This window comes from Novosphingobium sp. B-7, from assembly GCF_000410615.1.
GTDB classification, from domain to species: Bacteria; Pseudomonadota; Alphaproteobacteria; order Sphingomonadales; family Sphingomonadaceae; genus Novosphingobium; species Novosphingobium capsulatum.
Map to the genome: position 1 here is coordinate 1 of NZ_APCQ01000803.1, position 19,701 is coordinate 19,701.

The 19,701-nt window shown below is 60.4% G+C and carries 23 protein-coding genes and 1 pseudogene; 2 read left to right on the plus strand and 22 right to left on the minus strand.

The window, feature by feature from the left end; genetic code table 11:
- The coding region (locus H926_RS34570) for a hypothetical protein (RefSeq protein WP_043608811.1) at positions 1-448 on the plus strand (448 nt) is incomplete at its 5' end.
- 370 nt (positions 449-818) lie between these two features.
- Here H926_RS34570 and H926_RS32385 read toward each other — a convergent pair.
- The 19 genes and pseudogenes from H926_RS32385 to H926_RS0109440 form a co-directional block, all read right to left on the minus strand.
- Complete coding sequence (locus H926_RS32385; protein ID WP_148291692.1) at positions 819-1,700, minus strand: hypothetical protein; 882 nt, start codon at positions 1,698-1,700, stop codon at positions 819-821.
- A gap of 88 nt (positions 1,701-1,788) precedes the next feature.
- Positions 1,789-2,061: pseudogene (locus H926_RS31655) on the minus strand (transposase domain-containing protein); the annotation flags it as partial.
- A 183-nt stretch (positions 2,062-2,244) separates the two neighbouring features.
- Positions 2,245-3,447 carry an IS256 family transposase gene (locus H926_RS0109360; RefSeq protein ID WP_022676061.1) on the minus strand — a complete coding sequence of 401 codons (1,203 nt, stop codon included), beginning with the start codon at positions 3,445-3,447 and terminating at the stop codon, positions 2,245-2,247.
- A gap of 356 nt (positions 3,448-3,803) precedes the next feature.
- Complete coding sequence (locus H926_RS0109365) at positions 3,804-4,151, minus strand: hypothetical protein (RefSeq protein WP_022676062.1); 348 nt, start codon at positions 4,149-4,151, stop codon at positions 3,804-3,806.
- 117 nt (positions 4,152-4,268) lie between these two features.
- Positions 4,269-4,625 (minus strand): adenosylmethionine decarboxylase, encoded by a 357-nt coding sequence (speD, locus tag H926_RS0109370; RefSeq protein ID WP_022676063.1) that lies wholly within the window; start codon positions 4,623-4,625, stop codon positions 4,269-4,271.
- A 1-nt stretch (position 4,626) separates the two neighbouring features.
- Positions 4,627-6,237 (minus strand): NAD(P)/FAD-dependent oxidoreductase, encoded by a 1,611-nt coding sequence (locus H926_RS0109375; RefSeq protein WP_022676064.1) that lies wholly within the window; start codon positions 6,235-6,237, stop codon positions 4,627-4,629.
- The gene (locus H926_RS0109380) at positions 6,230-7,780 is read right to left on the minus strand and encodes a polyamine aminopropyltransferase (RefSeq protein ID WP_022676065.1); all 1,551 of its coding nucleotides are present in this window, start codon (positions 7,778-7,780) and stop codon (positions 6,230-6,232) included. The genes H926_RS0109375 and H926_RS0109380 overlap by 8 nt, the downstream gene beginning before the upstream one ends.
- Positions 7,773-7,982, minus strand: coding sequence for a DUF350 domain-containing protein (locus H926_RS0109385; protein WP_022676066.1), 210 nt, complete (start codon positions 7,980-7,982; stop codon positions 7,773-7,775). The genes H926_RS0109380 and H926_RS0109385 overlap by 8 nt, the downstream gene beginning before the upstream one ends.
- 29 nt (positions 7,983-8,011) lie before the next feature.
- The gene (locus H926_RS33180) at positions 8,012-8,155 is read right to left on the minus strand and encodes a hypothetical protein (protein WP_022676067.1); all 144 of its coding nucleotides are present in this window, start codon (positions 8,153-8,155) and stop codon (positions 8,012-8,014) included.
- A 1-nt stretch (position 8,156) separates the two neighbouring features.
- Positions 8,157-9,416 (minus strand): DUF4178 domain-containing protein, encoded by a 1,260-nt coding sequence (locus H926_RS0109395; RefSeq protein WP_028657799.1) that lies wholly within the window; start codon positions 9,414-9,416, stop codon positions 8,157-8,159.
- A complete protein-coding gene (locus H926_RS0109400) occupies positions 9,413-9,970 on the minus strand; it encodes a DUF4178 domain-containing protein (RefSeq protein WP_237741003.1) in 558 nt (185 codons plus the stop codon). Before H926_RS0109400 ends, H926_RS0109395 begins: the two co-directional genes overlap by 4 nt.
- Before the next feature lie 134 nt (positions 9,971-10,104).
- Positions 10,105-11,091: an SPFH domain-containing protein gene (locus H926_RS0109405; RefSeq protein ID WP_022676069.1), complete on the minus strand. Its 987-nt coding sequence runs from the start codon at positions 11,089-11,091 to the stop codon at positions 10,105-10,107.
- 742 nt (positions 11,092-11,833) lie between these two features.
- A complete protein-coding gene (locus H926_RS0109410) occupies positions 11,834-12,643 on the minus strand; it encodes an IS5 family transposase (RefSeq protein ID WP_022676070.1) in 810 nt (269 codons plus the stop codon).
- Positions 12,644-12,661: 18 nt separating this feature from the next.
- Entirely contained in the window at positions 12,662-13,888 is a 1,227-nt protein-coding gene (locus H926_RS26570) for a B12-binding domain-containing radical SAM protein (RefSeq protein WP_022676071.1), read from the minus strand.
- On the minus strand, positions 13,885-14,292 hold the full coding sequence (locus H926_RS0109420; protein WP_051146310.1) for a diacylglycerol kinase family protein: 408 nt from the start codon (positions 14,290-14,292) through the stop codon (positions 13,885-13,887). Before H926_RS0109420 ends, H926_RS26570 begins: the two co-directional genes overlap by 4 nt.
- A 24-nt stretch (positions 14,293-14,316) precedes the next feature.
- Complete coding sequence (locus H926_RS0109425; RefSeq protein WP_022676073.1) at positions 14,317-14,694, minus strand: transcriptional regulator; 378 nt, start codon at positions 14,692-14,694, stop codon at positions 14,317-14,319.
- The gene (locus H926_RS0109430) at positions 14,681-15,298 is read right to left on the minus strand and encodes a hypothetical protein (RefSeq protein ID WP_022676074.1); all 618 of its coding nucleotides are present in this window, start codon (positions 15,296-15,298) and stop codon (positions 14,681-14,683) included. The genes H926_RS0109425 and H926_RS0109430 overlap by 14 nt, the downstream gene beginning before the upstream one ends.
- A 194-nt stretch (positions 15,299-15,492) precedes the next feature.
- Entirely contained in the window at positions 15,493-15,882 is a 390-nt protein-coding gene (locus H926_RS0109435; RefSeq protein WP_022676075.1) for a type II toxin-antitoxin system death-on-curing family toxin, read from the minus strand.
- 1 nt (position 15,883) lies between these two features.
- Complete coding sequence (locus tag H926_RS0109440; RefSeq protein ID WP_022676076.1) at positions 15,884-16,111, minus strand: AbrB/MazE/SpoVT family DNA-binding domain-containing protein; 228 nt, start codon at positions 16,109-16,111, stop codon at positions 15,884-15,886.
- Between the two features lie 80 nt (positions 16,112-16,191).
- Between H926_RS0109440 and H926_RS0109445 the strand changes: the two genes are divergently transcribed.
- Entirely contained in the window at positions 16,192-16,824 is a 633-nt protein-coding gene (locus tag H926_RS0109445; protein WP_022676077.1) for a tyrosine-type recombinase/integrase, read from the plus strand.
- Between the two features lie 207 nt (positions 16,825-17,031).
- Here H926_RS0109445 and H926_RS26575 read toward each other — a convergent pair whose 3' ends face one another.
- The 3 genes from H926_RS26575 to H926_RS0109460 are packed head-to-tail and all read right to left on the minus strand — an operon-like array spanning position 17,032 to position 19,465.
- A complete protein-coding gene (locus tag H926_RS26575) occupies positions 17,032-18,522 on the minus strand; it encodes a serine hydrolase (protein WP_082209091.1) in 1,491 nt (496 codons plus the stop codon).
- 56 nt (positions 18,523-18,578) lie between these two features.
- Positions 18,579-19,202, minus strand: coding sequence for a hypothetical protein (locus H926_RS0109455; protein ID WP_043608815.1), 624 nt, complete (start codon positions 19,200-19,202; stop codon positions 18,579-18,581).
- On the minus strand, positions 19,199-19,465 hold the full coding sequence (locus H926_RS0109460; RefSeq protein ID WP_022676080.1) for a PadR family transcriptional regulator: 267 nt from the start codon (positions 19,463-19,465) through the stop codon (positions 19,199-19,201). Before H926_RS0109460 ends, H926_RS0109455 begins: the two co-directional genes overlap by 4 nt.
- Positions 19,466-19,701 lie beyond the last annotated feature (236 nt).

Consider the following 19,701-nt stretch of genomic DNA (forward strand, 5'->3'; position numbering starts at 1 on the left):
GCATTCCGTCGGCGCTTACAATAGATTGATCATATTATCAGCCTCATTCGAACTTTACTTGAACAATTTTGTAGATGCCTACCTCGTGGCACGACCTAAATTCTATGATCAGGCTACCGGTAAGCGCACAGTGGCGGGAGACAAACTTTATGGAGACGTAATGAAGGTCCGTGGCCTGAGCGCGCGCATTGCGAAGATGGCTGAAGAGGCACCCTTCAAGATCAAGTCTCTATCCGCTGGCCTCGAGTATGTCGATGACGTCTATATGTTGCGCAACGTGCTTGCTCACCGGGCGGGCAACGTGGACGACTACGCCGCTCGAAGCATAAAGCACATCTCCTTAAGGCCTGGAGATCGCATAGTCATGACGGCCGAGCAGATGATGACACTTGCTGCTCCCATCATCAGGGTAGCCGAGACGCTGGATCGTAAAATCGCCCAGTCATGATACTGCGGCGGGTGCCGGTCCGGCAAGCGCTGGACGTCGGCTCCTCACAGAGACTGCAATGAGATAATCGGCTTGAGAGTGGCAGAAAAATCCAAAACTCAGCCGGCCGAGCACCCTCGATGGTCTGATGAACGAAGGGCAGGTTATAGGGAGCCGCTCTGAGCCGTCGAACGACGGCTATTGCGGCGGCAAACGCCAGTCGGCTGGCCGGATTCGCAGCGGTCGCTCCCGACCAGAGTTGGTCGTTCGCCAGAAACGCCGAGGATGTCTGGTAGGCATTCGGTGAGGATCGCCACGGCGGCGGCATTTAAGATCTGAAATGAGAACTTGAGTTAAACGTAGACCATAACAAAAGTGCATCAATAGATGGCTAGTCCTGCTTTTTGCAAGATAATTCGGCTGCGAATAATCGCCAGCGCACAACGGTGGCTTCGCGCATTTGCTTCGAACCACCGTTCATGACTGACCCAAAGCTTTCCCCGGTGATTTGATTGAGTACTGCGTCAAGGCCATCAACTATCTGCTCGGGACCATAATGACGGACCGGCTCAAAGGCATTTGGAGAATGGTTGACGAGAGAAATTTCTCTCGTAAGTAACAGGCGTCGATCATCCATCTGAGCGATGATCGCTGGCACCGCCTCTACGCCAAGCGCCAGCAGTTGATCAAATACACGCTGCTGCTCTGCGTCACGGACTTGTCCTAGGCGAGCAATGAGTGCGCTAACCTCGGCGAAATGGGGAGCTGTAGTATCTGCGCGCCAAAACGAGACTATGCGGGTTTGTCGTGAGACTTCAGCACGAACTGCCCCTAAGTTGGATTCGGTTGCCTGTTCCAAAGCGTCTGGCGTATATCCTGCGAAATAGAGGGCTCTTGGTTCTTGATCCACTCGCGTGAGAAAGAAGATAGCGCGTTCCCCTGAAATGCGGGCCACGGCTGCGTTTGACGGCTTGTAGTCAGTGTCCTTTGGATAAAATCGCACAATCGCGCTTGCCAAGCTTCCCCCTTTAACAATGGCTTCAATATCGATTGGCATGTTCAAATAATCAGGGGATTGCTTATGTGCCTCATTGACCAGGAGTCGTTTGGGCACGGTCATTCTACCGACCAGAATCAGGTCTGAGGCCGCGACCAATTTTGCAAGCTTGCTATCGGTGGGACACAATTGAGCTTGGACTGGAGCGGCAAAGGTTGTGCTAATCAAGCCCACAAGTCCCACAAAAAAGACCATAAATGTTTTCTTGAGTTTCATTCCAGCGACCTTGCCAATTTTTGGGAGCACTGGCAATCACTCCGATGGAGGGTCGCCGCTCGTCGGCATCGCCGCGGCCCCGCACACTTCAAAGCTGCCGAGGACGCCAGTTCCATGGAAGCAAATCTGCTAGCCTGCTAACTGGGCATTCCGCGATCCGGCCCAATACATCGGCGAGCCACGCCTGCGGATCGACATCATTTAGGCGGCAGGTCTGGATCAGCGAATAGACGATGGCGGCGCGCTGCCCGCCCCGATCTGAACCATAGAATAGCCATGCCTTCCGCCCAACGGGCACACAGCGCAGAGCCCGTTCTGCGGCGTTGTTGGTGAGGCAAACCCGACCGTCGGTGAGGAACCTGCCAGGGAGCAGGCGGCCCAACCTCTGTCGTTCTACGGTGCGCGTGTGGCAAGCGTCGGATGTCGGCTATTGGCGAGCTCTGCCGTTCGACACGTCGCCGGGGAGCGGCAAAAATGGATCGTGTCCCTCGGCGTGGTGTAGCTTATCTGGGCCACCGTCGATTTCGGCACCAGTTTGAGCCGGTCATGCTCCGGGTACAGCCGAGAGCATGACGATGGGATCGTCGCTCACGGGCGCCATGGTTTCAAGGGACATGTAGCGCCCGCGCTGTACGGCCCATTCATCGGACTGCTCCATGAGGATCGCACCGATGAGGCGAGTGATCGCGGCCTCGTTGGGGAAGATGCCTACGACCTCGGTTCTGCGCTTGATCTCGCCATTGAGGCGCTCGATCGGGTTGGTCGAGTGCAACTTGGCGCGGTGTTCCTTTGGGAAGGTCATGTAGGCCAGCACGTCGGGTTCGGCATCGTCCATCAAAGTCGCCAGTTTCGGGAGCTTTGGGCGCATCTGGTCGGCAACGGAGCGCCATTGCTGGCTGGCTGCGTCGGGCGTTTCCTGCGCGAAGGCCGTGCCGATGAATGCCGAGACGACGCGGCGGCCACTCTTGCCGGCATGGGCGAGCGCATTACGCATGAAGTGGATGCGGCAACGCTGCCATGTTGCGCACAGCAGCTTGGATACCGCCGCCTTGATGCCTTCGTGGGCGTCGGAGATCACGAGCTTCACGCCGCGCAGGCCCCGGCGCGTCAGCTTGCGCAGGAAGGCGGTCCAGAACGGCTCGGCCTCAGAAGGGCCGATGTCCATGCCCAGCACTTCGCGGCGACCGTCGCTGTTTACGCCCACCGCGATGATCACTGCAACCGAGACGATGCGGCCATCCTGGCGGACTTTGACATAGGTGGCGTCGATCCACAGGTACGGCCAGTTGCCCTCGATCGGGCGATCGAGGAAGGCATGCACCTTTTGGTCGAGCTCTTCGCACAGGCGGCTGACCTGGCTTTTGGAGATGCCATCCATGCCCAGCGCCTTGACCAGATCATCGACCGATCGCGTCGAGATGCCATGCACATAGGCTTCTTGCATGACCGCCGTCAGCGCCCGGTCGGCCATCCGGCGCGGCTCCAGAAAACCGGGGAAATAGCTGCCCTTGCGCAACTTGGGGATGCGCAGTTCCACCGTTCCCGCGCGGGTTTGCCAATCGCGGTCGCGGTAGCCGTTGCGCTGGACAAGCCGATCGGCGGACTTCTCGCCGTGGGCCGCACCCGTCAGGCCGCCGACCTCCATCTCCATCAACCGCCCGGCGGCAAAGGAGATCATCTCGCGCAAAATATCCGCGTCAGGGGCCTTCTCGACCAGCGCGCGCAGGTGCATCATGGAATCGGTCATCGTGGTTCTCCAGGTTCGAGCTTCGCAACCCAAACCTAGCCGAAAATCACGGTGACCACCCGCGCTGCTGGCCGAACGCTACAGCGCTATATGGCAAGCGCGCGCCCGGCCAGCAGCGCTGACCTCAGATCCTACACCACGTCCCGGGACGCGACCCAAAAATGTCCCAGCCCTCATCATTCAATAGCCCCACGGCGACGGTTAACGAACGACGGGTTCCGACGCAACAGACTGGGTCCCTGAACGTCCGGAATCGCGGCGGCGATTGTTGAGACGGGATTGCCCAGTCTCAAGCAGTGATGCTCGTTGCGCAAATTGTCGAACCAAAGGTATGAATACTCTGCACACCGATTGAATTAACCTGTCTTGCCACGGTCCAGTCGATCGAGCCAGGCTAGGGCCTGTTTGGGCTCGCCGATCGCGTCCGACGCGACCGGTCCACGAGACGCCAGAAATTCCTGCTGCAGCTCGAAAGGCGGCAATCTGAGCTGTTCTCTCGTTTGGTCGATTGCGTGGCCGATTTCGGCCAGATTGTCGACGATAGGAGCCACCGCCTGCCGAGACCAGCGGTCTGCATTATGGTCAAAAAGCCCCCATCTTCCCGAGGCCGTAACGCGCAAAGCGTCGATAAGCGCCGCCGTGTATCCAGCTTCAAGTTCTAAACGACGTACGTCGAGGCGTTCCAACCGATCCGCTTTTGCCATGCTTGGGACGATACATCGTTTTCCCGACACCCGAAATGTCGGTGACTCACAACATTGCCGAGGAGATAGAGCAGGTATTTGAAACCACTATCATCATTGCCAATTTTCTATTCAGAATTAAAATTTGGCAAGTCGTTCAATTTTATGCTTGCGGACCGCAACCGCAGAAAAGCTCTTTAAGATTAGAGCAAGTCCAGCTTCTGCATCCACGTCCTTCCCGCAAACGAATAGGTCAACTGCCGCCTCTCCGGTTTCGGGCCACGTGTGGATCGAGATATGGGATTCTGCCAGCAGGGCGATCCCGGTTACGCCCATGTTCTCTCCAAATGTGTGGACATGCACGCCCAAGACTTTCGCACCTGCCGCTAAAGCCGCTTGGCGCAACGCCGCCTCGACCAGCATTACGTCGCTCAGTCCCGTCGCTTGGCTCAGATCTGCAATGAGATGGACACTGGTGCCGGGCAAGTGCGCCATGTCAAACCAAACTCTCGAAAGGGTGAGCAACGTGGGTCAGCGCAGTTTCTGCTGCAACGACGCCGCGATAGTGGGCCTCCTCGAACAGGGAAAGACCGGACAGGTCCGAATGGGCGAAAAGGACGGGTGGTTTCGCCTCGATCGCTGCAATGCGGGCCGGATCGGACAGAAAACCCGGTGTTGGGCTGATCATGGCATGCCCCCAGCGCCAGACGTCGATCCTGTCGATTGCGCCCGCTAAATCGGGATTCATCATCAGGAGGTCGTCCACGATCAGCTCTTGCCAAGCTTGCAACGTGCGCGTCATCATCAGCTTGCGCGCTTCTCGTGGAGCGGTTTTGGACAGGGGCAAATACCAGGTCAGCACGGTCGGCCCATCCCCGCCGCTAGCCGATTGATGCGTTGCGACGACATATCCCAGGCTGTCGCTACCGGCCGACACATTGTCCCAGGCAAGACCAACGCCCCGCCCCTTGGGGTGCCGGTTCACGGTCACGTTCGCCACGACCCAGGGTGCGTACCGAAAACGGCCCTTGCTGGCGTGGGCTGGCGATACGCGCGTGGCAACAAAGTGCGGCATGGCGACAATTGCGCATTCTGCATTCCACCGGGTGCTGGATGCAGCCTTGTGGTCGAAGGCATCGACCACAGCCTTGTCGCCCTGCTGCGAAACGGCGAATACGCTGTGCGCTGGCCGGATATGAGCAGAGACCCGTTGCTGCAGCAGCGCAACGAGCCGACCGTTTCCTTCGGGCCAAGTCAGCTCCCGATCGCCGTCATCATGTGCGGCCCAGCCGCGACGCGCGGCAAAATAATGCACGCCTGCCCAGGCCGACACCTCTTCCGGTTCGGTGCCATAATCGTCTCGGCAGCAGTAACGCAGGTAGGCACGAAGCACGGGAGAGGTGTAGCGGCGCAGGTCCAGCCACTGCGCAAACGAGAGACGATCAAGATCGGTGTAAGTGGGATCGACGCTCGAACAGGCGCGCGGGATAGCGAACGCGGGGCGCCCGTCGGTGCCAATGGCATTGCGAAGCTGCGCCATTTCCTGCGCGAAGCGATCGCGTTGCGCTGCATCTTCTCGGGTCAACCCGCTGTAAGGAAAGAGTCCTTCCTGCCAGTTCCCCCGCCAAAGCAGGCGCTCTTCGAGATCGGCGCAGAGTTGATAGGGATCGTAGACGGGAACGCCACCCACCTCGCCGACGATCATGCCGAACTCTGTCAGCATGTGCCGCAGGGCCGCGGCTTCCTTGTTTGGGACTGGCAGATAATGGGCGCCAAGGGGATAGGCGCTGGCTTGGTTGTGGCCTGATCGCGCATTGCCGCCAACCGTGTCCTCAAGCTCCAGAAGTACGAAATCGTCGAAGCCGGCGGCCTTGAGCCGCCAAGCCGCGGAGAGCCCGGCCACGCCGCCCCCGGCGATCACAATCGCCGCCTGCTGTTCCGCCCCGTTTGCAGGAGGAAATTTCCCGTCTCGGACAAGGTGACCGCGCTGCCAATTCGCCCCGTCCAGCGTGCCTGCCAAGGGCGCCGTGGCGCAACTGCCCAGCGCGATGGCGCCTGCTCCGGCGGCGCTGACTCGCAGAACATCGCGGCGGGTCGCGTCAGCCATCGTAATGGCCCCATTCCTCGGCAAAGCTGCGAACCAGCGCCTGGTTGTCGAGGCGGTTCACGGCGGTGGGCCGGCGCGCCATATCCGGCGGAAAGTCGAACATGGCCCTTTCGCTGGCTTGCGTAAGGAACCGAAGCCCTGAAGGAAGCGCCACCGCATCTCCTGGCGGGCCGTGCGCAGCCAGCGTGAAGCCCCATTCGCCGAAGCTGGGAACATAGGCGTGATAGCCGCGCGCCGAAAGTCCGGCAGCTTCGAGCGTGCTTGCTACCGTCCAGTAAGAGCGCGGTGCCACGAGTGGTGATGTGCTCTGCACCGTCAGCACGCCAGCCGGGGCCAGCAAACGTGCGACCTCGCGATAAAAACTCTCGGTATAGAGCTTTCCGAGCGAGAACTCCGTAGGATCGGGAAAGTCGATCAGGATCGCATCGTAGGGTCCGGCTGCCTTTCGCACCCAGCGGAACGCGTCGGTATTGATGACCTGCATCTTGGGAGCGGACAACGAATGCCCATTGAGTTGGGCGAGTTGGGGCACGTCGCGGAATAGGTGGGTCATCTCCGGGTCGAGATCGACCAGCGTCACTTTCGATACGCGCGGATCGCGCAGGACTTCGCGGGCGGCAAGTCCATCGCCGCCACCCAGGATCAGCACCTGCCGCGGGTGAGCGACGCGGCCGAGCACGGGCCAGACTAGTGCCTCGTGATAACGGTATTCGTCTCGGGTTGAGAATTGCAGGTTGCCGTTGAGGTAGAGGCGCAAATCCTCGCCCCGCCGCGTAATGACGATGCGCTGATAGGGCGTTGAACGAGCATAGACGACCGGCTCGCCATAGAACGCGACTTCCGACCAGCGCTGGATATGATCTGCGGCAAACAGACCCACGACAAGCGATGCCAACACCACGAGGGCTGCGACGAGATCGCGCGCAACACTCTGGCTCGCGCGCAGGGCCAGAAGCAAGGCGACGGCCACGCCAACGTTGGCCAGTCCGAAGACGAACCCCGTGCGGACCATGCCAAGCCACGGCACGAGAACAAGCGGGAACAGCAAGGATGCGATGAGCGCCCCGATATAGTCATAGGTGAGGACGTTTGAAACTAGGTCTCGAAATGCAAAACGATGGCGCAAGATGCGAATGAGCAATGGAATTTCCAAGCCGACCAGGATGCCGATCGCCAGCACCAGCGCATATAGCGCGACCCGGAAGTCCTCGACGATGGGGAAGAGCAGGAAAAGACCGGCCGCTGACCATCCACCGAGCGCGGCGATCAGGATTTCGACGCGGACGAACACGCCGATCTCGTTTTGCCGGACATGGCGCGACAGGTAACTGCCGATACCCATGGCGAACAAATAACTGCCGATCACGGTCGAGAACTGCGTGACGCTGTCGCCAAGCAGGTAACTGGCGAGTGTCCCGGCGAGAAGTTCGTAGATTAGGCCGCATGTGGCGACGACCAGAACCGACACCAGCAGGATGACGGCGAGCGATGCAGGTGCGTCCGTTTCGGTGCCGCTGTCATCCCCCGTGAGCAGATCAACCATGCACGGCCGCGGCGATGATGTTGGAAATGCCGATCGCAACTGCCCCGGCGAGCAGCGCCACCGCCATGTTCTTGCGCTCGATGATCTCACGCCAGAGCTCCCCGGGCGTCAGCTTGTCGACCAGCACGAAGCTGACGATGAATATGACGATGCCGAGCGCTGCATAGAGCACGGTGGCAAGGAAAACGTCGAGGGTCAGCATCGGCACAACTCCATCGTGCGAAAGAGAGACTATTTATGGGTAGGACCGCGGTAGGCGGAAGCGACGGGCCGTTCGTCGTCGGAGAAAGGCGACCAAGCAAACCACGTCGCGATGCCCGCCACAATGATCAGGAAGGCGCACCAGGCGGAAAAGAGGATCAGGCGCTTGCTCATCTCACCCTCGGTGCCTCCGCCAAAGGATCAGGCAAGGCAAGCCGAACAGCAGGATCGCGAAAATCCAGAACAAGCCCCAAGAATACCCGCTAGTGCAGGCCTTGAGCCACAGGGATACCGCTTCCGGCGTATTCCATGGATGGTTGGAATCTGTTGCGTCAGCGGCAGGATCGATAGGCCAGCCATGCGATCCGGTATCCACGTAGACATCGTAGCTGCCGCGCGGAACGCTGGCAAACTGGGTCTCGCTATGATGACTGCCTTCGGTCCAGGGACCGTCGCTGTCGGACCCGGTATAGTATTCCACGATGCCATAGGCGTCGATCGATTGCTGGGTGCGGCGGTTGACCAGGCTGTAGTCAAGATCCACCCAGCGGTTGCTGAAGTCATTGCCGTCCGCCTGAATGGTGACGAACTGCCAGGGGCGCGTCACATCGATCGTGCCGATCTTGTGCGTGGTAGTGGGGGCGCCGACGACAACATCGAAGCGATTGTTGGCGCACAGGTTCGGCCCACTCATGACGTACTGGACGATCCCGATGATGAGCAGCGCGCCCAGGGCCAAGAGAAACATCAATGGCAGGTCGTTGTCGCTTGTGCCCGGCGCCTGAAAGAAGGCACGCCGGCTGGCCGAAAGGCCTGACCTGGGCTTAAATCGCTCACGGACTGCAAAGGCGTTCTCCACCTCGCGCCGGTCGAGCGGAATCAACTGCGTCCATGTAACCTCGTCTACCGTCACCTCGCGGGACAGGAAGTTGCTGCCGCGTGCAAAAGTCGCGCACTGCACGCGATCCCCGCGTGAAACTCGCCAGTAGAATTCGCCGAGAACGGTCGTGGTCTCGACCGTGGCATCGTCATCGAGCTTGTAGGTCTCACCTCGCCATTGGATGGAAGCCCCTGCGCCATCCGGTCGATCGAGTAGCATCGTGCCGAACTGCCATTCGCCATCGACAATGACCAACCAGCGGTAGCCGGCATAAGGATTGAACAGGAGGTATTCCTGCCAGATCGCTCCCGGGCTTCGCCGGCGCAGTGCCCCGATCGCTTCCCATTCGATATCGAACAAGGTGCCACGGGTACCGATTTCGATGGCAAAATTGGCGTTTGCACGCTTGTAGGCGGTAATCAGTCGGACATCCTCGTGGGCCACGTCGAGCATCGACCCACAATAGCGACAGGCCAAGGTGACGGTGTAGCCGACAGCCCGCACTTCGATCGCGCCGCCGCAAGACGGACAAGTGACAGCGTGAGCCAGTGTCATGCCAGCGTTCCGGGAATGGTCCAGCCTTGGATCTGGCGAAGGTTCTTGGGCTGCAATCCAGCAAGATCGCTCCAGCGTCCAAGCCATGCCGTCGTACCGTCATCGTCCCGCTGAACGGAAAGCGCATCGCCGTTGGCATTACGGAAATCGACATTGGTCATAGTTCGGCCTGGAAGCGTCGGAAAAGGCAGATCGCCTTCGCTGCCAAGACAGGTCGCTTCCTTGGTGTCGGTAGCCGTGAGCCACTTGCCGCCAGCTTTTACCGTGGCCTGTACGGCAATGGGGTTGCCATCGGCAAAGTTCCTGATGGCCGGCACTTCCAGCACGGCTGGATATTCGCTGGTCAGCATATACATGCCCATGGACTCGGCCAGCCAATAGGGTCGGCCGTCGGCGCCGCGCAGAAACCACTCGTTCCAGGAACCGTACTGCCAGCCCCAGCGCACCCGACCAACCGCCTCGGCATTGTTTCCGTCGAGGGAGAATGTGGTGCCGATCTGTATCGCAGAAACGTCCAGGGGCAGGGTTGCCACCGTCCCCACCGCCTCGGCCATGCCATCCCGCCGCCTGATCAGGCTTTGGCAGTATTGGCACGTCGAGTACGGCAACCCTGGATCGCGCAGCGGCAGCAAAGCCCCGCATGAGGGACAGTTCACGCTCTCCATTCTCCGCAAAGCCCCGGTTAAGCTCACCGGATCCGGCTGAGCAACTCGGCCTTCTTGGCCTCGAATTCTTCCTGGCTCAAGGCTCCGATCGTAACCAGGCGGTGCAGCTTCTCGATGGTCGCCAGAGGATCTTCGGCTGTGGCGGCAGGCTGTCCGGTCGGGCTAGCGCCAAGTCCCTGAGCCATCGCACCGCCAAGGGCAGTCGCCGCCGCCATGCCCGCACCGATACCGGCTACCCCAGCATCGTTGCCCGCAGCCTGCTCGATGGCTTCTGCTGCCTGAAACCGGGTGTAACCGGCAAGATCGCCAAGCACCCGCATGGAACTGCCCTTGTCGAGATGGGCCTGCACCTCGTCGGGTAGCGAGACACTCTCGACGTAGAATGAGAGGCAGGTAAGGCCCCACTGGGCGAACGCCTTGTCGACTTCGACCTTGATCCTGTCCGATAATCCCTGCTGGTTGGCCGCAAGATCGAGAAAGGCAATGCCGCTGCCACCCAGCGCCGTTGCGATCGCGGTCTGGATCGCGGCCCGCAACTGCGGTTCGAGGGATGCGACGGTCACGCCCGACATGGTACCGAGGACCCGTGAGATGAAAGGCCCGATTTCGCTCAGCCGGAAGGAGTAGGACCCAAACGCACGCAGCCGCAGCGCGCCGAACTCGGTATCGCGGACCGTGACGGGCTGCGCCGTGCCCCACTTCAATCCTTGCTGTTCCTTGAGCGAAACAAACACCACGTCGGACTTGAAAGGTGAACGGAAGCCTTTGTCCCAATTCATGAGGTTGGACAGCAACGGCAGGTTGGCGGTTTCCAGCGTGTGGAGACCAGGCCCGAAGTAGTCGGCAATCCGGCCTTCGTTGATAAAGGCAGCGATCTGTCCCTCGCGCACTGTCAATTGCGCGCCATGCTGGATCTCTTGATCAGCAAAAGGCACACGCCAGGCCATCTCGCCGGGTTCCTCCAGCCACTGGATGATGTCGACGAACTGCTTCTTGAGAAAATCGAACATGGTCACCTGCCAGCAGCTGCTCGCTTACCCTACAGCATCCTGCCGCACCGGCAATCCGAATGGCGAGCGCGCATCGTAACTTGGTCGCGCAGACGGGTGCAGCGTCCCGGTTAGACATGTTGCGCACAAACGTCCCCAACGCCCCGATGAGCCTATCAACTGTGCCGCAATCAAGGTTTATGGCTTACGGCCTACATTTTCCCGCGTTGGCGCTCGCAACACCACTGATTTCGTTGGCGAGAAATCCAGGCCTCGGCTCGATCTTTACCTTGCTTGATTTAGCGGCGGTTACAGTTGTGTCGGCGCCCGTACTGCGCGGACCAGCGCGGATAACCAACGCCAGCTAACCACTCAAGCCATGCCATTTATGGGCCCAGAGACATGGACGAACAAACGACCGCTTCCGACGCCTCCAATGGGGCGCTGGAACGGCCGCTTTCGCGGCGGATGGAGGCTTGCGCATCCTGCAGCGATTACAACCAGTAACGACGGGAGCATTCCACAGCGGACTTGCTCAAGAGAATTCTGGTTTTTGCGCGATGGTTAGGGGTTTCTGCGGTTTCTCTTTACGCTGCGTCACCTTTGACAGAACGGCTTCGAGAACCGGCGTCATCGTGCCCAGCCGCTTGGCGTTGATCGCCAGATCCCACAGCGGCTCGAACTTCTTCCAGCCTGCTGCGTAGGCGAAATGCTTCAGCCTATGCTTCGTGCTGTCGTGTGTCAGCGCGCTGTCTAGAGACTGTTATGAACCTGTCATCAAAGAGATGGCCTGTTTGCTCATGATTGTTGCGAAGGCGACAAGATGGAGGCCCGCCAGTGTCTGGGCATAGCGCTCGTAATCCTTGACGAGCCTGCGGAAGCGCGTGGCCCATGCGAAGGATCGCTCGACAACCCATCGGCGCGGCAGCAGAACGAAGCCACGTTTGGCTTCGGGCAGTTTGACGACCTTGAGATCGATGCCGTGCCGTGCAGCCGCCTGGGCGGTGGATTGACCGGTGTACCCCTGATCGACCCAGGCTATTTCCACGCTGTCGTCGGTGACCGCCTGGATGGTTCTGGCCATGGTTTCGACCTCACCGCGATCCTGAGCGCTGGCAGATGTGACATGCAAGGCCAGCAGGTTGCCCAGCGTATCGACCGCGATATGCACCTTGGAGCCTTTCTTGCGTTTGGCTCCATCATAACCACCGCGCTCGCCGCTTTCGGGTGTCGAACGCAAGGTTCTGCTGTCAATGATCGCGGCGCTTGGTTCGGCTTTGCGGCCGGATGCCAGACGCAGCACCACGCGAAGATCGTCTATCAGCGCCTCAAAGCATCCCGCCGCCAGCCAGCGCTGCGTCTGCTGGTAAACTGCCGGCCACGGCGGCAGGTCGTTGGGCATCCATCGCCAAGGCGCGCCAGTCTTCACAATGTAGCGCAAGCCGTTGAAAACCTCGCGCAGGCTGTGTTCGCGCTGCCCGGCATCCTCGGGCAAAAGCGTCAGATAGGGCGCAAGCAACGACCATTCTTCATCGCAGACGTCTGACGGATAGGGCTTGCGGCGTTGCTCCATACAAGCCTTTGAATCCATTCAGACCCGCAAGTCCATAACAGCCTCTAGGATGTTGCGCCATGAATAAAACTGGCGGTAGGCGCGTTCATACCCCTGCTTGAGCTGCTCCGGGGTCAACTTGGCTGGCCGATAAACCGTGTGTCGGGTGTCATAAAGATCCCAGTTATGGGTGAGGATCCGTCCTTGCGTCGACAATTGCTGGTGCAGCCGGGTGCCGGGGTAAGGCGTCTGGATATGGAATGTAGCCGTGGTGATACCCTGCCGGACGCCCCAATCTACGGTGCGGTCAAACACGTCGGCGTCGTCATCATCCATGCCGAACACGAAGGAGCCGTTGATCATGATGCCCAGATCGTTGAGCCGGCGCGCGACAGCGGCATAGTCGCGGGCAAGGTTCTGCTTCTTGTTGCTATCGGCCAGATTGCGCGGGCTGAAGGTTTCAAAGCCAACGAACAGACTTCGCAAGCCCGCCTCTGCCGCCTGCTCAATCAGATCGCCGCGCAGGATGGAATCAACGGTGGCGGCCCCCTGAAACAGGCGCCCCATACCGCGCATCCCCTCGAACAGCCCTGCGGCAAAGCGCCGGTCTCCCAGCAGATGATCGTCGAGAAAATAGAGGTGCCGGCCGGGAAGCCGTTCGATTTCCGCCAGCGCCTCGTCAATGCGCTGCGCATAAAAGGATCGGCCGCCGGAAAAGAAGGCGTCCTTGTAGCAGAAATCGCAATGCTGCGGACAGCCGCGCGTCACCACGATCGAATTGGGGACGAGATAGCGATCTCGCTTGATAAGGTCGCGCCGCACGGGCGGCAGGCCATGCAAGGTCCGCCCTTGCGTCGAAGCATAGCGCGGTTTCGGGCATCCATCGCGCAGATCTCGCAGGAACTGCGGAAATGTCTTCTCTCCTGGCCCCAAAAAGATAGTGTCGGCATGGGGCGCTGCTTCTTCAGGTAAAGACGTGACATGCAGCCCGCCCAAGGCCACGCGGCAACCTTTCGCCCGATAGTGGTCGGCTAGCGCATAGGCGCGATAGGCATTTGTGATATAGACCTGGATCACCACCAGATCGGGCTTGTCGTCGGTAGTCAGCAACTCGACATGATCGTCAACAAGCTCAGCCTCGTCATCGGGCGCCAGGAACGCAGCCAGCGTGGCAAGGCCAAGCGGAGGAAAGAGCGAATACTTGATCGGCCGCCAGAACGGGCTTTTGGCCTCGGTCAGCGCGGGGAGGATGAATTTGACCTTCATGCGCCTCCTCCAAAAAGATGCGGAAAGGCCACGCTTGCGCCGATCAGCGCTGCCACCATGGCCGCCAATAGGACCGCGCCTGCAGCCAGATCCTTGATTTGCTTCACCTGGGGATGAAAATCCGGCTGAACCAGATTGCAAAGCACCTCGATCGCGGTGTTGAAAGCCTCAGCGATCCAGACCATCGCCATGGCGAGCGCCAGCCAGCGCCAGTCATCAAGGCCACAGTGCAGCACCAAGCCTGCCAAAACCACTGCCAAGCTGGCGACGAGGTGGACGTGGGCATTGGGTTCGTTTCGGATCAGCGCACCGATGCCGTGCAGCGCAAAACCTATACTGCGTAACCTGGATACGCCGTATGAGATGAAGGACAGGCGCGTAGCATTTCGCAAACTACTTTGCATTGCAAAGTCTCCAGGCAAAAAATCTCAACTCGCTTGTGGTAATGTTTTCAAATCGCTGTCCGCGTGCGCCGTCGTCGCACGCGAAGCTTGGCGCAGCACACGTTCCAGCTCTCCCAGATAAGCCACGAACTGCTCGCGCCCGTGATTGGTCAGGCGGCAACGGGTATGTGGTCGTTTACCCTCATAGCCTTTGTCCAGCGCGACAAAGCCTGCCTCTTCCAGTACTTGTAGATGGCGGCTGAGATTGCCGTCGGTCAAGCCGCACAGGGCCTTCAGATCGGAAAAGCCCAGTCCATCCGCATGTCCAGCCAGCGACGTGGCGATCCCCAGGCGCGCCTTCTCGTGGAAAATCCGGTCCAGCCCGGCATAAGCATAGGGCGCTTGGCGGTCAGAACCCGGCATGATGGCGCTCCGCATCGCGATGGAGAATGAGAGCAACCGCAGCCTGCCCCAACGAGAAGGGGATGCCCATCATCCACGGTGACAGTGGCGCTCCCCGACTAGCGAGATCAAGCACGACCAAGCCACAAGCAAAATACCAGCCAGCGGGCCAGATAATGGCCTTTGGCAAGCTTGTCAGCGAGGTGAAGCCGATCAGCGCGATGAGGATCTGCCACAAGCCCGGCAGTATCCACAGGTTAGCCGGGCCTGAATTATAGAGGATCAGGGTGATGCCAGCGCCGGCGACACCAAAGGGCACCATCTGGCGTGCTGTGCCAGCGACCATCATCGAAGCCATCGTGCGATGCATCCGACTGATGCGGGCCAGCCCCTCCACGAAGATCAAAGCAGCCGATGCGACGGCAACGCTCACCCAAACCGCAACATAGTGCGTGGGGTCGTTCACGAGGTGTTCGGGCCACAACGTTTGCGCGACCGCCGCTAGAAACGCGAAGGCCCCGCTTCCCGCGATGGCCACCGGAGCGAAGCCATGGAAGCGCGTGCTGGATGCAAGCTGTGCGCGAATGCCGGCAATGTCGGATAGTGCTTGGTCGATATCGCGCATCAGGGACCTCACTTTGCAATGCAAAGCAGTTGGTCCAATTTTAATGTCAAGCAACTGCATCCACGTCCACCTTGGGATGGTGAATCTTCGCAACCTGTTCAACAAATGGCAAGTTCTGAGGGTTCGACGCGAGCCCGGCAACGCTTGGTATTGGTGCGGCTGCCGGCAGCTCAGAGCATCGCCTTTTGCGACGATCAGGATAGCCTTTCCCTGAACCACACCGCCACTTCGGCTTCGGTCAGCAAACCGCTTGCCAGCGCCAATACCATCTTGATGGCCTGCTCGGGGGCAAAGCCGATCTGCACGTTGTTCAGCGCGAGGAACAGGCGCGCCAGCACCCATGCGGTGCGCTTGTTGCCATCTATGAAGGGGTGATTGCACGCCACGCCATAGGCGTAAGCCGCAGCAAGCTGGCAAAGATCGATTTCGCCATAGGCCCATTGATTGCGCGGTCGGCCCAAAGCCGATTCCAACGCCGAAGCATCGCGCACGCCAATCGGGCCGCCATGCTCGGCCAGTTGGCGGTCATGTATGGCTAGCGCAAGTTCGGTCTCGATCCAGACCGGTTCGGCGATCTGCGCCATGTTACTTGGCCAGCACGCGCAGGATATCCCTGTCCTCGCGCATGATCTGTTCAGCCAGCGCCATCTTGGCCTCGAAGGAAGGATCCGACGCTGTGATCCGGATACCATCGGGCGTTTCCGTCACATACAGCGTGTCGCCCACGCCAGCACGCAGCTTGGCAAGCAATTCCTTGGGCAGGACGACACCGGCAGAATTGCCGATCTTGGTGATCTTGAGGCTGGCGTTCATACTATCGTTATAACATCAAGCGCGATTTGCTCAAGAGGCGTATCCTGAGCCCGGCCAAGTTGGCCATCAGGAGAAGCACAATGGGACATTCCGATCTCGACCCCGCCGTGCATGAACGGCGCCCTTGGAACGCCGGGCAGAATGTGGGACCCAAGCGACCGTTGCGGCCGCGCGACATTTGGGCCATCCGGTTTTACCTCGATGAGCACAAGCGACTCCGCGACCGAGCCCTGTTCGACCTGGCGATCGACAGCAAGTTGCGCGGGTGCGATCTGGTGAAACTGCGCATTGGCGATCTCGTCAGCGGCGGGGCCATTCGCAACCGGGCGACCGTCATTCAGCAAAAAACTGGTCGTCCGGTTCAATTCGAGATCATGGCTGAAGCGCGCAAGAGCCTGCTGGCTTGGCTGGAACAGCGGAAAGGCTCTCTGAACGACTTCGTTTTCCCAAGTCGAGTGGATTACATGGGCCATATCAGCACCCGCCAATATGCCCGCCTGCTTGACGAATGGGTTTCGACCGCAGGCCTCAACAAGCAGGAATATGGCACGCATTCGATGCGCCGGACCAAGGCCGCGCTCATCTACAAAGCGACGGGAAATCTGCGGGCCATCCAGATCCTGCTGGGGCACACCAACATAGAGCATACGGTCCGTTATCTCGGCGTCGACGTCGATGACGCCTTGACGCTGTCTGAGAGAACGGAGCTTTGACCGGGGTGCCGGCCCATCGGGCGATCGGTGGGCCGGTATACATGGTATGAACGAACGGGCGGTTTCGACGCACCATTCGTGGAGACCAACGTCGGATATTGGGGCGGTGCTGGAAACGGGCCGGGCAGGAGTTTGGCTGCAAGCCGGACCGGCCTTCCCGGATTGAACCATCACATCGATGGAAAAAGATCGACGCCGTTCGGTTGTCTATGCTGGCGTCTTCGAGCGTACCAGCTTCATCGGAGGGCCGCCCTCGATAATGGTGCAGCTCGAAAAATCCGGTGCGAATTTGCAGGTGATGCCCATCGTTTCGGACCGGAAGCTGACGGGCGACAAGGCAATCAGCCGCTCGAAGGCCGGGGCTCCGGCGAGCCTGCCAAACAAGCCTTCCGGGCGTGCTTCAAAATCGACCTTGAGCCCACCGCCCTCGAAATGCCCAGCCGCTCTGGAAAGCTCGGCGAGCGACAGCGTTTTTTCCCCGGTTGCGGGGGCTGCGATCTTCGGCCAGCCATAATCGGTCGCGACGGCACGCACAACGTCCGCTGTCAGGCGCCGGCCATCTCCGCCATTGGTCATAACCACGATGCCTTCGCCTTTCCCGCGATAGGCGATCATGAAGGATTCGAACCCCGGATTGACGCCATCATGGCCGAAGCGCGGAGCCTCGTCGGGATAGAGCGCCAGCCCGAGGCCCCAATTGTCCTTGACCGGTGTCATCATCTCCCGCGCCATCGCTGGCGAAAGGCGATGCCCGTTCTCACCTGCGGCAGAGGCCTGCAGATCGATCAACACGCGCGCCAGGTCGCTCGCGCTGGTCCACAAGCCCGCCGGTGCGAGCTGGGGCATGACCGCGTAATGGCCCGCAATCGTTTTGCCCCAGGCCGAACCAAACGCCATGTCGGCCCGGATTTTCGGCGATGGCGGCATGGCAAAGGCGCTGCGCGTCATGCCGAGCGGACCGAGCACCTCGCGCTGGGCAAGTTCGGCGAAAGGCATGCCGCTGACGTCCGAAAGGGCCAGTTGTGCCACCATGTAACCGCCGCCCGAATATTCAAACTGGCCACCTGCGGGCAGCACGCTGCGCACGGGCCGGTTGTCCGCAGGTGGCAACCCGTCCAGAATCTGGACGACCGTGGGGAGCACATCGCCGGGCCGATATGCCTGATCGAAGCCATGGACGCCAAGACCGGCCGTGTGGCTGAGCAACTGGCGCAGGGTGATGCCATGCGGCGCCAGCTTGTCGTCCTTCGGCATCTGCCACGAGCGAAGCGCCTCGTTGATGTTGCGATCCAGCCCGATCTTGCCTTGCTCAACCAGCCGCAATGCGATGATTGCTGTGATGACCTTGCTGATGGAGGCGGCCTGGAAGGCGGTGTTCGGGGTGACCGGCGCGCAGCTTTCAAGATCGCGCAGGCCCCAGCCGCGCGCCCAGGCGATCTTGCCCTCATGGATCACCGCGACGCTGATTCCCGGCACATCGTACCGGCGCATGTCCTCGACGAGCGTGAGCGGCTGCTCGCCCGGCCTGATGACCGCCGGACGCAAGCTGGTTTCGACATAGGCGATGTGCGCATTGCTGGGTCCGCCGATGGCGATGGAAGGCGCGGCACACGCCTTGGGCGCAGCTTGCGCGATGGCGGGGTAGGCGGCGATCGTGCCCAGCAACAGGGCGCAAAAGGTCATTCGTGCTTGCGGCATCGTCTGGGTCTCCAGCGTCGGGGGAAGGGAGGCGCGGCTCCCCGAGCATGACAGCGTTACGAAGGCGGCAGGCTGAGATCTTCGTGCCACCGGCAAAGGCCGGCGATCAGCCCCAGTTCGATCCCCAGCACCACGGCCAGCGTGATGGCCTGGCTGACGTCGAGGAACATGCAGCACATAAACAGGATCAAGGTCGTGATCGCGGCCAGATTGGCGACGCCGGTCGAGGTCGCGCGCCGCCAGTCGCGCTCAAGCATCAGCCAGGCGAGACGCAACTGTCCCCCTCCGGACAGCAGCAGCAGCAAGCTCAGCGAGGGTGCAACCACCCGATAGGCGCCGCCAATGATAAGCTTTTGCGCGACGGCCATGCCGGCACCCGGTCCGCCCTTGCCGCCGAACAGATGCGGCAGGCCAAGCAGCGCGGCGCTGATTTCCATGGCCGCGATGGGGACCATCACGGCGATTGCCAGCGTGTAATTGGTCAGGACGAACCGCCCTTCCTGCGCCATCGGCATCTGGCGCAAGGCGCCGATCAGGCATCCGGTCGCGAAACTCAACCCGCGTCCGTCCTCGACGGCGATATCGAACTCCTCCCACATCGCCTGCGCCCATTCACGCCGGGCTTCTCCAAGACACTGGCAGGCCAATGTCATCAACGCGCGGGAGAAGGCAATCATCATATCCCGGCGGCCTTGGGTGAGAGTGGGGCAGCGCCGGGCGCAAGCTCCTGCATCAGCGCGTAGCCTTTGGCGGTCAGGCGATAGGCGTGGCGTGCTGGGCGACCGGGCTGAACGGGCTCGCGCCATTCCGCTTCGACCAGCCCCTGATCGGTCATCCGCATCAGCAGCGGATAGAGCGTGCCCGAGAGCAGGCCTGTTTCCTTCATCAGATCATAGCCGTGGTGCCACTGCCGGTCCGACAGGGCCTGCAGCAGAGAGATCATCTGCTTTGAAGGGCGGCGGTTTCGTATCATTCGCCATGATCAACATATGTAGATTTAAGAGTCAAGCGCTGTTGAACTGCTCGTGGAGGCGAAGGAGCTGGCAGGCAAACCATGGCCGACGGCGTTGAAAAATGTCAGTCAAGGGGTGCACCACCTGACTGAACGAATGGTCAGTTTCGACGATCAAGATCGAGATACTGGACGGCCGCTTTTTGGGCGATTGTCCAAATGCTCAA

What these genes read in the sequence shown, in the direction of transcription:
- H926_RS32385 (WP_148291692.1), bottom strand. Translation starts at nt 1,700, where the DNA reads ATGAAACTCAAGAAAACATTTATGGTCTTTTTTGTGGGACTTGTGGGC.
- H926_RS0109360 (WP_022676061.1), bottom strand. Translation starts at nt 3,447, where the DNA reads ATGACCGATTCCATGATGCACCTGCGCGCGCTGGTCGAGAAGGCCCCT.
- H926_RS0109365 (WP_022676062.1), bottom strand. Translation starts at nt 4,151, where the DNA reads ATGGCAAAAGCGGATCGGTTGGAACGCCTCGACGTACGTCGTTTAGAA.
- speD (WP_022676063.1), bottom strand. Translation starts at nt 4,625, where the DNA reads ATGGCGCACTTGCCCGGCACCAGTGTCCATCTCATTGCAGATCTGAGC.
- H926_RS0109375 (WP_022676064.1), bottom strand. Translation starts at nt 6,237, where the DNA reads ATGGCTGACGCGACCCGCCGCGATGTTCTGCGAGTCAGCGCCGCCGGA.
- H926_RS0109380 (WP_022676065.1), bottom strand. Translation starts at nt 7,780, where the DNA reads ATGGTTGATCTGCTCACGGGGGATGACAGCGGCACCGAAACGGACGCA.
- H926_RS0109385 (WP_022676066.1), bottom strand. Translation starts at nt 7,982, where the DNA reads ATGCTGACCCTCGACGTTTTCCTTGCCACCGTGCTCTATGCAGCGCTC.
- H926_RS33180 (WP_022676067.1), bottom strand. Translation starts at nt 8,155, where the DNA reads ATGAGCAAGCGCCTGATCCTCTTTTCCGCCTGGTGCGCCTTCCTGATC.
- H926_RS0109395 (WP_028657799.1), bottom strand. Translation starts at nt 9,416, where the DNA reads ATGACACTGGCTCACGCTGTCACTTGTCCGTCTTGCGGCGGCGCGATC.
- H926_RS0109400 (WP_237741003.1), bottom strand. Translation starts at nt 9,970, where the DNA reads ATGGCCGAGGCGGTGGGGACGGTGGCAACCCTGCCCCTGGACGTTTCT.
- H926_RS0109405 (WP_022676069.1), bottom strand. Translation starts at nt 11,091, where the DNA reads ATGTTCGATTTTCTCAAGAAGCAGTTCGTCGACATCATCCAGTGGCTG.
- H926_RS0109410 (WP_022676070.1), bottom strand. Translation starts at nt 12,643, where the DNA reads ATGGAGCAACGCCGCAAGCCCTATCCGTCAGACGTCTGCGATGAAGAA.
- H926_RS26570 (WP_022676071.1), bottom strand. Translation starts at nt 13,888, where the DNA reads ATGAAGGTCAAATTCATCCTCCCCGCGCTGACCGAGGCCAAAAGCCCG.
- H926_RS0109420 (WP_051146310.1), bottom strand. Translation starts at nt 14,292, where the DNA reads ATGCAAAGTAGTTTGCGAAATGCTACGCGCCTGTCCTTCATCTCATAC.
- H926_RS0109425 (WP_022676073.1), bottom strand. Translation starts at nt 14,694, where the DNA reads ATGCCGGGTTCTGACCGCCAAGCGCCCTATGCTTATGCCGGGCTGGAC.
- H926_RS0109430 (WP_022676074.1), bottom strand. Translation starts at nt 15,298, where the DNA reads ATGCGCGATATCGACCAAGCACTATCCGACATTGCCGGCATTCGCGCA.
- H926_RS0109435 (WP_022676075.1), bottom strand. Translation starts at nt 15,882, where the DNA reads ATGGCGCAGATCGCCGAACCGGTCTGGATCGAGACCGAACTTGCGCTA.
- H926_RS0109440 (WP_022676076.1), bottom strand. Translation starts at nt 16,111, where the DNA reads ATGAACGCCAGCCTCAAGATCACCAAGATCGGCAATTCTGCCGGTGTC.
- H926_RS0109445 (WP_022676077.1), top strand. Translation starts at nt 16,192, where the DNA reads ATGGGACATTCCGATCTCGACCCCGCCGTGCATGAACGGCGCCCTTGG.
- H926_RS26575 (WP_082209091.1), bottom strand. Translation starts at nt 18,522, where the DNA reads ATGCCGCAAGCACGAATGACCTTTTGCGCCCTGTTGCTGGGCACGATC.
- H926_RS0109455 (WP_043608815.1), bottom strand. Translation starts at nt 19,202, where the DNA reads ATGATGATTGCCTTCTCCCGCGCGTTGATGACATTGGCCTGCCAGTGT.
- H926_RS0109460 (WP_022676080.1), bottom strand. Translation starts at nt 19,465, where the DNA reads ATGATCTCTCTGCTGCAGGCCCTGTCGGACCGGCAGTGGCACCACGGC.